Genomic DNA, 9,520 nt, shown 5'->3' with positions numbered 1-9,520 from the left:
CGGAGGCGCTGAGCTATCGGCGACGCCCTCCAACGAGTTGAATCGGTCGAGATGACGGACATCAACAGGACCATTCGCGCATTCCTGCTGGCGCCACTGCCGCTATTCCTGTTGGCCGGCTTTCTTGCCTTGCGGCCGTCTTTCGGTGCCAACAACATTGTTGTTGGGCTGACCACCGCTTTGGCTGGCAGCTACGGGCTGATGGCGCTGGTAGGTCTTCCTGCTCACTTCCTGCTCCGAAGGATGGGCATGACCGGCATCGCGACGTACCAGTTCGTCGCGGTGTTCTTGGTATGGGCGGTTCTACTGGCGAGCGTGTTGCTCGAACCTGAGCCAGCGCCGCCCGACGTTACTGACAACGGCCCATTTGCCGGCATCTCTTCGCTGGAGCTGATATTCAGCGCCTATGGACTTGCCTTCGCAGTGGCGAGCGGCGCCATTGCGGCGGTAACGGCCGGGTTGTTCTGGATGCTTGCGGTTGGACCCCGAAGATCGACTGATCAGGGAAACTGAAGCCGGCTGGTGGCCTGCATGTGGCGGAGGCGCTGAGCTATCGCCGCCAGCCGCCGCGCGCCTGAAACAATGCGCGGCTAATTCTCGACCAGAAGGCGCGCGTCGGGCGTTGCCGAAGCGGCGCGTGCCCCCCATCTTGGCGGGGTGGCGGCGCATCCGATCGCCCGGTGCGCGCTTTCGGCGCAATCGATAACAGTGACAGGATTTTTGCGCGGGACTTTCCGGGGCCAAGCGGCGATGAGGCAGCCACCCGAAAACGTCAGCCAGTGATCCCAGATGGAGGAGAGACAATGAACGTCGAAGCCAAATGCCCGATGGGCAGCCGCGTCAGCCGCACCGCGATGGTGTGGGGCATGACCAACCAGCTTTGGTGGCCCGAACAGCTCGACCTTCGCATCCTGAGCCAGCATTCCGAGCGCGTCGACCCGATGGGCGAGGCGTTCGACTATGCCGCCGAGTTCAAAGCGCTCGATCTGGCGGCGGTGAAGGCCGACATTTTCGCGCTGATGACCGACTCGCAGGATTGGTGGCCCGCCGATTATGGCCATTACGGCCCGCTGTTCATCCGCATGGCGTGGCACTCGGCCGGCACCTATCGCATCAGCGACGGGCGCGGCGGCGCGGGTTCGGGCACGCAGCGTTTCGCCCCGCTCAACAGCTGGCCGGATAACGGCAATCTCGACAAGGCCCGCCTGCTGCTGTGGCCGGTGAAGGAAAAATATGGCCGCGCGCTCAGCTGGGGCGATCTGATGATCCTGGCCGGCAATTGCGCGCTCGAATCGATGGGCTTCAAGACCGCCGGCTTCGGCGGCGGCCGCGTCGACGTGTGGGAGCCGGAAGACGACATCAACTGGGGCCCGGAAAATGAATGGCTGGGCGACCAGCGCTACAGCGGCGACCGCGATCTGGCCGATCCGCTGGGCGCGGTGCAGATGGGGCTGATCTACGTCAACCCGCAGGGGCCGAACGGCAACCCCGACCCGGTCGCCTCCGGCCGCGACATCCGCGAAACCTTCGCGCGCATGGCGATGAACGATTATGAGACCGTGGCGCTGGTCGCCGGCGGCCACACCTTCGGCAAATGCCATGGCGCGGGCGATCCGGGCCAATATGTGGGGCCGGAACCCGAAGGCGCGCCGATCGAGCAGCAGGGGCTGGGCTGGAAGAATACGCTGGGCACCGGCCACGGCGTCAGCACCATCACCAGCGGGATCGAGGGTGCGTGGACGGCAACGCCCACCACCTGGGACAACAGCTATTTCGACACGCTGTTCGGCTATGACTGGGAACTGACCAAGAGCCCGGCCGGCGCCCACCAGTGGGTGGCCAAGAACGCTGAGGCGCAGGGCACCGTGCCCGACGCGCACGACCCCAATCTGCGCCACGCGCCGATCATGACGACGGCCGATCTGGCGCTGCGGTTCGACCCCATTTACGAGCCGATCTCGCGCCATTTCCACCAGAACCCGGGTGAGTTCGCCCAGGCCTTTGCCGATGCGTGGTTCAAGCTGACCCACCGCGACATGGGGCCGAAGCCGCGCTATCTGGGTGCCGAGGTGCCGGCCAAGGACTATGTCTGGCAGGACGTGGTGCCGGCGGTCGACCACACGCTGATCGACGCCGCCGACATCGCCAAGCTGAAGGCGGACATTCTGGCGACGGGTCTGTCGGTCGGTCGGCTGGTGGCCACGGCCTGGGCGTCGGCCAGCACCTTCCGCGGGTCTGACAAGCGCGGCGGCGCCAATGGCGCGCGCATCCGCCTGGCGCCGCAGAAGGACTGGGCAGTGAACGAGCCGGCCGAACTGGCGGCCGCACTCGCCAAGCTGGAAGCGGTGCAGGCCGCGTTCAATGCCGGCGCCACCGGCGGCAAGAAGGTGTCGCTGGCCGACATCATCGTGCTGGGCGGCTGCGCGGCGGTGGAAGCGGCGGCAAAGGCGGCCGGCCATGACGTGACCGTGCCCTTCACCCCCGGCCGCACCGATGCGACGCAGGAACAGACCGACGCGCACTCCTTCGCCGTGCTGGAGCCCAAGGCCGATGGCTTCCGCAACTATCTGGGCGCGGGGCAGACCCGCTCGGCGGAGGAACTGCTGGTCGACCGTGCCCAGCTGCTGACGCTGACGGCGCCGGAAATGACCGCGCTGGTCGGCGGCCTGCGCGTGCTGGGTGCCAATGTCGGCGGCGCCGCGCACGGCGTGTTCACCGACCGGCCGGGCACGCTGACCAACGACTTCTTCCGCAACCTGCTGAGCGCGACCACCAGCGCCCAGTGGAAGGAGACGGGGGACGGCACCGGCATCTTCGTCGCGCATGACCGCAAGACCGGCGCGGTGCAGTGGACCGGCACGCGGGTCGACCTGGTGTTCGGTGCCAACTCGCAGCTGCGCGCGCTGGCCGAAGTCTATGCCAGCGCGGACGCGGCCGGGCACTTCGTCAACGCCTTTGTCGCGGCGTGGGCGAAGGTGATGGACCTCGACCGGTTCGACGTCGCCTGATCGGCTCGGCCGGGCGGCGGGGGAACGGGGTTTCCGCGCCGCCCGGTGAACAGCCTTTTCCGGGGCGGGCACTCTTGCGGGTGCCCGCCCCTTCTTATTGAGATTGCACAACCTTCCGGTGCTGCTCATCCTTCCTGCCGCCGGCCGCCGAGTCGGCGCCGGTAACAGGGGAATGCATCATGGAATGGATGATCTTGCCGCTGAAGCGTTATGCCGACTTCCAGGGCCGCTCGCGCCGCATGGAGTATTGGATGTTCACGCTGCTGACTGCCATCGTCTTCGGCGTCCTTATCTTCGGTTTCGGCCTTAGCAGCATCATCCTCACCCCCGAGACGCTGTTGCTGACGCCGACCGCGATCCTCGGCCTGGGCCTTTCCGGCCTGTTTGCCCTAGCCCTCGCGATCCCGTCGATCGCGGTGCAGGTGCGCCGCTTCCATGATCAGGATCTGTCGGGCTGGTTCGTTCTGCTGAACCTGATTCCCTATCTTGGTGGGCTGGTGGTGCTGGTCTTCATGCTGTTGCCCGGCAAAAAGGGGCCGAACCGCTTCGGCCCCGATCCGAAGGAGCACGGCGTCGCCAGCTTTGGCTGATCCGGCGGCCGGGCGCCCCCCTTGCGGGCGTCCGGCCGATCGTTTAGCGATCCGGCGCAGTGCGGGCGTGGTGAAATTGGTAGACGCGCCGGACTCAAAATCCGGTTCCGAAAGGAGTGTCGGTTCGACCCCGACCGCCCGCACCATCAGCGGTTGATATAGCTCCACACCTGCGACACCACGACCGACCCTTCGCCCACGGCGGAGGCGACGCGCTTCACCGATCCGCTGCGCACATCGCCCACCGCATAGATGCCCGGGCGCGAGGTGGCATAGGGGGAGTCGGTGCCGGCCGCCGTGCCGGTCAGCACGAAGCCGCCCGGATCGAGCGCGACCAGGCCCGACAGCCAGCCGGTGTTGGGGGCAGCACCCACCATCACGAACAGCGCGCGGCTTTCGATCTCGCGCGTGGTGCCGCTGGCGCGGTCGCGCACCGTCACCCCTTCCAGATGATCATCGCCGTGCAGCGCCACCACTTCGGCGCCATAGCCGATGGTGATGGCAGGGTCCGCCTCCAGCCGGCTCGACAGATAGCTCGACATCGATGCCGCGAGCGACGTGCCGCGCACCAGCACATGCACGCACCGCGCCGACCGGCTGAGATACATCGCCGCCTGGCCGGCCGAATTGCCGCCGCCGATGACGACCGCCTGCGTGCCCTTGCAATAGCGCGCCTCCACTTCGGTGGCGGCATAATAGACGCCGGCCCCCTCAAACTCGGCCAGCCGGTCGATCGGCAGGCGGCGATACTGCACGCCCGCCGCCACGATCACCGCGCGCCCGCGCACCCGCTGGCCACTGTCGAAGGTGGCGCAGAAGCTGCCATCCTCCAGCTGCTCCAGCGCGGTGACGCGGCGCGGCATGGCAAAGCGGGTGCCGAACTTCATTGCCTGAACTTCGCCGCGCCAGACCAGGTCGCCGCCCGAAATGCCGGTGGGAAAGCCCATGTAATTCTCGATCCGGCTGGAAGTGCCGGCCTGGCCGCCAATGGCGATATCCTCGATCACCAGCGCGCGCAGCCCCTCCGCACCCGCATAGACGCCGGCGGCCACCCCGGCCGGGCCGCCGCCCACGATCAGCACGTCGAACGCCTCATCGTCGCGCAGGTCGCGGTTGAGGTGGAGCAGCCGGGCAATTTTTTCGGGCGTGGGGTCTGCCACCACCACGTCGCGGCCGAAGATCACCGCCGGACGGTCGGGCGGCAGCGCGCAGGTGTTCGCCGCCGCCAGCGCCGCCTCGCTGCCCAGCGCGATCGTGCTGTGGGGAATGCGGTTGCGGCTGGCGAAATCGGCGATGCGGCGGATGTCGCGGTCAACCTCTTCCCCGATCAGGGTCAGCGTGCCGTCGCCGGAGTCGATCTGGCGCCGGCGGCGCGCGGCGAACACGGTGATGATGATGTCCGACATTTCGGGGATCTGTGCCATCAGCGTCAGCATCGTCTCGCGCGGAACGGAGATGGCACGGGTACCCTGCGCCGCGCGCATGGCGAGCGTCCAAGCGCCGCCGCTCATGAAGGCGATTTCGCCCATGAACTGCGTCGGACCGAGCGTAGAGGGCAGATGCCGCTCGTCGGTATAGGGGTTCACCACTTCGATCTCGCCATCGAGCACATAGACGAAGCGGTCGATCGGCTCACCCGGCCGCGCGAGCATGGTGCCGGCGGGATAATGCTCAACCGTGCCCGCCGCGCGCAACGCCTCGACATGAGCAGGCGCCAGCGGCGTGCGGATCATCTGCCGCAGATCGGCGCCGATCGTTTCCATGAAGAACCCTTTTTCCCTGATGGCGTTGCGTGCTGGCCTATATGGTGTTGCCGGCCGGCGCGGCTAGGGCAGGCATGCCCGCATCGCTAACGGCTGGTCAGCAGGAAGCGCCGGTCGAGCGGCTGGATCGGCCGGGCATTGAAGGGGAAGATGCTGGCGAACTTGTCGATCTGCGCGGTAGAGGCGGTGATCGAGGTGCGCAGCACGACCCAGTCAACGGCTTCCGCACAGGGCGGGGTGGTGAGCGAGCCTTCGTAGCGGACGAAGCCGCGCGTGGCCGGCAGCAGCGCGCGCGGGGCGATGACCGGGCCGGTGGCGGTGGCGCCGCGCTCGGCCGGGATGGCGGCAATCAGCTTTTGCAGCGTCGCATTGCCGGCGCCGCGCGCCACCAGCACGCCGACAACGCCGAAACTGCCATCGGCCAGCTTGTGCACGAAATGAATTTCGAGCGGGAAGCGCCGCCCGTTGAGCAGATGCTCGCTGGGGTGGTGGAGGTGGAACTGCACCAGCGCATAGCTTTTGCCGCCGACGCTGAAGCTGCTGCCGGCGGGCACATCATATTGCACGGTGTGGCCGTTGTTGGTGGCATGGATGGCGAGCGGCTTCCACGCAATCGACAGCGGCCCCAGATCGGCCGGGATCGCGCCTTTCACGTCGATGGGGCTTTCCTGCTGCCCGGTGTTGCAGATGGCATAATCCTGGCTGAGGGCGGACCAGTGATCGGGGCCGGTGGGGCCGGTATAGCCCCATTCGACATGGGCAGAGGGGCTGCCCGCCGCGACCTCCGCCGCCTTCGTCATCGGGCGTTCGGAATTGGTCTGTGCAGCCCCCTGTACGGAGAGGCCCGCAAGGGCGGCCAGTGCCAGGGCGGCGAGCAGCCTGCCTTCGCGCGTTCGTGGCTGGTGCATCATGGCGCCGCTCCCCTACCCGGTATTTTCCCGACGGGTGCGATGATAGCACCGATCCCGCCATGGCCAAGCGGTGCGGCTGCCCGGTTCCGGCCGCTGCGGCTCGATGCGCCGGAAGCGTCGCCCGCCTTGCCAGCGCGGGCGAACTCGGCTATGCGCGCCGCCTTCCGGCCAGGGTCATCCCTGGAGGCCTGGCCGGGATGTGTTGAAACCATTTGCATTATCGGAGACCGCCATGAGCGAAATTCTGACGCTCGCGGCCGAGACGCGCGAGCAGGTTGGCAAGGGAGCCTCCCGTTCACTGCGTCGCGAGGGCCGCGTCCCCGCCGTGATCTACGGCGCCAAGCTTGAGCCGACCGCGATCCACGTGGAGGAAAAGGAACTGTACCGGCAGCTGATGACCGGGCACTTCATGAACTCGGTGGTGATGATCGAGGTTGGCGGCGAAACCGTGCGGACGCTGCCCAAGGATGTTGCCTTCGATCCGGTGACTGACCGCCCGGTCCATGCCGATTTCCTGCGCATTGCCGAACATGCCAGCGTCACCGTGCAGGTGCCGGTGCGCTTCGTCGATGAAGAGCTGTCGCCCGGCATCAAGCGCGGCGGCGTGCTGAACATCGTGCGCCACGAGCTGGAACTGGTGGTCGATGCGGCCGAGATTCCCGACGATATCGCGGTGTCGCTGAAGGGCTTTGACGTGGGCGAATCGATCCACATCTCGTCGGTCACGCTGCCGGCGGGCGCCAAGCCCACCATCACCGACCGCGACTTCACCATCGCCACGATTGCGGCGCCCTCTGCGCTGAAGTCGAGCGAAGGTGCGGCAGAAGCGGAAGCCAAGGCGTAACATTGCTCGCTTTGCCCATTGCGGCAATGCAGTTATCGACGGGGGCGGCACTTCGATGGGCCGTCCCCGTTGCTGTGACGGGGGAAGGAGGCGCACGTGCAACTCTGGGCAGGGCTGGGCAATCCCGGGCCGCAATATGCGCTCCACCGCCACAATGCCGGCTTCATGGCAATCGACGCGATGGCCGCGCTGCACGGGTTCGAGGCGCCGAAGAAGCGCTTTCTGGGCTGGGCGATCGAGGCGCGGCTGGGCGGCGAGAAGCTGCTGCTGCTGAAGCCCGCCACCTTCATGAACGACAGCGGCCAGGCGATTGGCGAGGCAATGCGCTTCCACAAGCTGTCGCCGGAGGACGTGACCGTTTTTTATGACGAGCTGGACCTTGCCCCCTTCAAGGTGAAGGTGCGGCGCGGCGGCGGCACCGCCGGGCATAACGGCATCCGCTCCACCGTGGCCCATATCGGCGAGGATTTCCGCCGGGTGCGCCTTGGCATCGGCCATCCCGGCCACAAGGACAAGGTGACCGGCCATGTGCTGGGCAATTTCGCCAAGGCCGAGCAGGACGCGCTGGCCACCATGCTGGGCGCGGTCGCGGCAGAGGCCGAATGGCTCGCGCGCGGCGACGACACGCGCTTCATGAACGATGTGGCGCTGCGCCAGCAGGCCGACGCATGACCAGCCGCGCGCTGTTCCAGACGATGCTGCACCAGTCGGTGCTGGGCGATGCGGGGCTGCTTGCCGATCTGGCGCACAGCGCGCGGGTGCTGGCGGCGGAGGACCGCGCCGGCCGCGCCTGGTGCCGGGAAAAGGGCTATCGCGGCTATACCAGCTATGCATCGCTCGCTGATCTGCCCCGGCGCGACCCGGCCTTTGCCGATCTGGCGCGGTCGCTGGCGGCGCCGGTGCGCGCCTTTGCCGGCGAATGCGCGCTGGATCTTGCCGGGCGCAAGCCCCGGCTCGACAGCCTGTGGGTGAATGTGATGCGCCCGGGCGCCACCCATTCGGGGCATATCCACCCGCACAGCATCATTTCGGGCACTTTCTATGTCGAGGTGCCGGTTGGCGCCGGGGCGATCCGGTTCGAGGATCCGCGCCTGCCCATGCTGATGGCGGCGCCCCCGCGCAGCGAGGACGCGCCCGAGCCGCTGCGCAGCTTCGTCTATGTCGAACCGGCGCCGGGCATGCTGCTGCTGTGGGAAAGCTGGCTGCGGCACGAAGTGATGCCGCACACCGGCAAGGGCGAGCGGATCAGCGTGAGCTTCAATTACAGCTAGCCACGGCAAGCCCCTCCCCTTCAGGGGAGGGGTTGGGGTGGGGCCTAACCACCAGCGCCGAGCCCGGCATCAATGCCCCACCTCCCAGCCTCCTACCCTGAAGGGGAGGAGGAGCTAGCCCGGCAGCAGTCGCGTCAGGTCGATCGGCCGGTCGCGGCGGCGCAGTTCCACGGTGACGCGGGCATCGTCACCGGTGCCGGCGCGGCCGATGCCGGCGCCTTGGGCAACATCGTCGCCGGGCCGTGTGGTCGCACTGGCCAGGCCGGAGATCAGGCTGCTCCAGCCATTGCCATGGTCGAGGATGACGACCACGCCATAGCTTCTGAACGGCCCGGCAAACAGCACCCGGCCGGCCGCCGGCGCCACCACGGCCGCGCCCCCGGCGACGCGAAAGCTCAACCCCCGCGAGCGCACGCCCGCGTCGGACACTTCGCCAAGCCCGGTCACCAGCGCGCCCGCCACCGGCAGGCGATAGGGCGTGCCGATCACCGCGCCGGTGCCGGCATCGGTGCCGGGTCGGGCCGGGCGGGGCAGGGGGCCGGGCAGCCCCTCCAGCACGGCTTCGGTGTCGGCGGCGCTGCTTGCCTGGCTCATTGCCTCCACCAGATCGCGTGCGCGCTCGCCCAGCGCCATTGCCCGGTCCGATTCGACCAGTGCGTCGCGGCCCAGCGTGCGCGATTTCTGGCGGTGCTCGGCCTCCAGCCGGGCGAGCGCCAGCCGCTGCCGGTCGAGCGCGTCACGGCTGTCGGCAAGCGCCGAGACGGCCAGCATCGCGCCCGCTTCCAGCCGCCTGGTGCGCGCCAGCTGCGTGCGCAGCTGGTTGGTCTGCGCGCGCACGCCCGGCGCGACGCTCGCCAGCACCGCGCGGACATGAACCAGATCGCTGACCTTGCCCGGCTGCACCAGGCTGATCGCCGCCGGGCGCCGCGCGAGCGATTGCAGCGCCGCGACCAGCCGCACGATCGGCCCCTGTTGCCGGGCCAGCGCCTGGCGCTGCGTGTCGAGCTGGCGCCTGATGAGCGCGATGCGCGCTTCCGCCGCGATCCGGTCGGCCTGGGCTGCCTCCACCCGCGCGGCGAGTTCCGCTTCGCGGGCGGCGGCGCGGCGGGCCTCGTCCCCGGCGGCGGCAGCGG

Annotated in this window: 9 protein-coding genes and 1 tRNA gene; 7 read left to right on the top strand and 3 right to left on the bottom strand. The window is 68.3% G+C overall.

Annotation, left to right across the window (positions count from 1 at the left end):
- Positions 1–51 precede the first annotated feature (51 nt).
- The 4 genes from K2Y03_RS04155 (at position 52) to K2Y03_RS04140 (ending at position 3,744) form a co-directional block, all read left to right on the top strand.
- Complete coding sequence (locus K2Y03_RS04155) at positions 52–513, top strand: hypothetical protein (RefSeq protein WP_294088486.1); 462 nt, start codon at positions 52–54, stop codon at positions 511–513.
- Between the two features lie 290 nt (positions 514–803).
- A complete protein-coding gene (gene katG / locus K2Y03_RS04150; RefSeq protein WP_294088484.1) occupies positions 804–3,008 on the top strand; it encodes a catalase/peroxidase HPI in 2,205 nt (734 codons plus the stop codon).
- A gap of 179 nt (positions 3,009–3,187) precedes the next feature.
- The gene (locus K2Y03_RS04145) at positions 3,188–3,598 is read left to right on the top strand and encodes a DUF805 domain-containing protein (RefSeq protein WP_294088483.1); all 411 of its coding nucleotides are present in this window, start codon (positions 3,188–3,190) and stop codon (positions 3,596–3,598) included.
- Between the two features lie 61 nt (positions 3,599–3,659).
- Positions 3,660–3,744 (top strand) — tRNA-Leu (locus tag K2Y03_RS04140).
- Here K2Y03_RS04140 and K2Y03_RS04135 read toward each other — a convergent pair.
- Complete coding sequence (locus K2Y03_RS04135; RefSeq protein WP_294088481.1) at positions 3,745–5,361, bottom strand: cyclic nucleotide-binding domain-containing thioredoxin-disulfide reductase; 1,617 nt, start codon at positions 5,359–5,361, stop codon at positions 3,745–3,747.
- 86 nt (positions 5,362–5,447) lie between these two features.
- Positions 5,448–6,269, bottom strand: a complete 822-nt coding sequence (locus K2Y03_RS04130; RefSeq protein WP_294088480.1) for a carbonic anhydrase — start codon at positions 6,267–6,269, stop codon at positions 5,448–5,450.
- A gap of 235 nt (positions 6,270–6,504) precedes the next feature.
- Between K2Y03_RS04130 and K2Y03_RS04125 the strand changes: the two genes are divergently transcribed.
- From K2Y03_RS04125 to K2Y03_RS04115, 3 genes are all read left to right on the top strand, one after another.
- The gene (locus tag K2Y03_RS04125; protein ID WP_294088479.1) at positions 6,505–7,116 is read left to right on the top strand and encodes a 50S ribosomal protein L25/general stress protein Ctc; all 612 of its coding nucleotides are present in this window, start codon (positions 6,505–6,507) and stop codon (positions 7,114–7,116) included.
- Positions 7,117–7,212: 96 nt separating this feature from the next.
- Positions 7,213–7,788: an aminoacyl-tRNA hydrolase gene (gene pth, locus K2Y03_RS04120; protein ID WP_294088478.1), complete on the top strand. Its 576-nt coding sequence runs from the start codon at positions 7,213–7,215 to the stop codon at positions 7,786–7,788.
- Positions 7,785–8,387, top strand: coding sequence for a TIGR02466 family protein (locus K2Y03_RS04115; RefSeq protein ID WP_294088477.1), 603 nt, complete (start codon positions 7,785–7,787; stop codon positions 8,385–8,387). Before pth ends, K2Y03_RS04115 begins: the two co-directional genes overlap by 4 nt.
- 114 nt (positions 8,388–8,501) lie before the next feature.
- Here the strand turns inward: K2Y03_RS04115 and K2Y03_RS04110 are convergent.
- A partial coding sequence (locus tag K2Y03_RS04110; protein ID WP_294088475.1) for a peptidoglycan DD-metalloendopeptidase family protein occupies positions 8,502–9,520 on the bottom strand: 1,019 nt, incomplete at its 5' end.

This window comes from Sphingomonas sp. (genome assembly GCF_019746015.1).
Classification (GTDB): Bacteria; Pseudomonadota; Alphaproteobacteria; order Sphingomonadales; family Sphingomonadaceae; genus Sphingomonas.
Note: the sequence above shows the minus strand (reverse complement) of the source record. Positions and strands in the feature narration are given on the sequence as shown.

What these genes read in the sequence shown, in the direction of transcription:
- K2Y03_RS04155 (WP_294088486.1), top strand. Translation starts at nt 52, where the DNA reads ATGACGGACATCAACAGGACCATTCGCGCATTCCTGCTGGCGCCACTG.
- katG (WP_294088484.1), top strand. Translation starts at nt 804, where the DNA reads ATGAACGTCGAAGCCAAATGCCCGATGGGCAGCCGCGTCAGCCGCACC.
- K2Y03_RS04145 (WP_294088483.1), top strand. Translation starts at nt 3,188, where the DNA reads ATGGAATGGATGATCTTGCCGCTGAAGCGTTATGCCGACTTCCAGGGC.
- K2Y03_RS04135 (WP_294088481.1), bottom strand. Translation starts at nt 5,361, where the DNA reads ATGGAAACGATCGGCGCCGATCTGCGGCAGATGATCCGCACGCCGCTG.
- K2Y03_RS04130 (WP_294088480.1), bottom strand. Translation starts at nt 6,269, where the DNA reads ATGCACCAGCCACGAACGCGCGAAGGCAGGCTGCTCGCCGCCCTGGCA.
- K2Y03_RS04125 (WP_294088479.1), top strand. Translation starts at nt 6,505, where the DNA reads ATGAGCGAAATTCTGACGCTCGCGGCCGAGACGCGCGAGCAGGTTGGC.
- K2Y03_RS04115 (WP_294088477.1), top strand. Translation starts at nt 7,785, where the DNA reads ATGACCAGCCGCGCGCTGTTCCAGACGATGCTGCACCAGTCGGTGCTG.